Source organism: Shinella sp. 838, assembly GCF_029623935.1.
GTDB lineage: Bacteria > Pseudomonadota > Alphaproteobacteria > Rhizobiales > Rhizobiaceae > Shinella.
On sequence record NZ_JARSBQ010000081.1, the window covers coordinates 1 to 574 of the forward strand.

Sequence of the window (574 nt, forward strand, 5' to 3'; positions counted from 1 at the left end):
AAACCACCGCGAACGATTTACGACTGGCGGCATTACCTTGCGGTCATCCAGCGCAAACCCGGAGCCCTGCGCAATGGTGCGCCTTTCCTGGAATTGCCGCGGGCCTTTCGACAGTTGCAGGACCAGATGCTGCGTCGCCTGGGCGGCGATCGTGAGATGGCCGATATCCTGGCTCTGGTGCTTCATCACGACGAACAGGTCGTCGTCAGGGCTGTGGAGCTGGCTCTGGATCAAGGCGTCGCGACCAAGACACATGTGCTGAACCTGCTGCATCGTCTGATCGATGGGAAAACGACTGACGGCCCTGACATCGACACGCCACAGGCGCTGACCTTGTTGCGTGAACCCAAGGCCAACGTCGAACGCTACGATGGCTTGCGTGTCCGGATCGTGGGAGGTCGCCATGCGTCATGATCCCGCAAGTGCCGCCGTCGTCATCATGCTGCGGAGCCTGAAGATGTATGGCATGGCCCAAGCCGTCACAGACCTGATTGAGCAAGGGGCTCCAGTTTTTGATGCGGCCGTGCCGATCCTGTCCCAGTTGCTGAAAGCCGAGATGGCCGAACGTGAGGTT

At 60.1% G+C, this 574-nt stretch carries 2 pseudogenes; both read left to right on the forward strand.

From position 1 onward, the window contains the following. Positions 1–414 (forward strand): annotated as a pseudogene (locus P9A16_RS35660) (IS21 family transposase); the annotation flags it as partial. Further along, positions 404–574 (forward strand): annotated as a pseudogene (locus P9A16_RS35665) (ATP-binding protein); the annotation flags it as partial. The pseudogenes P9A16_RS35660 and P9A16_RS35665, both read left to right, overlap by 11 nt.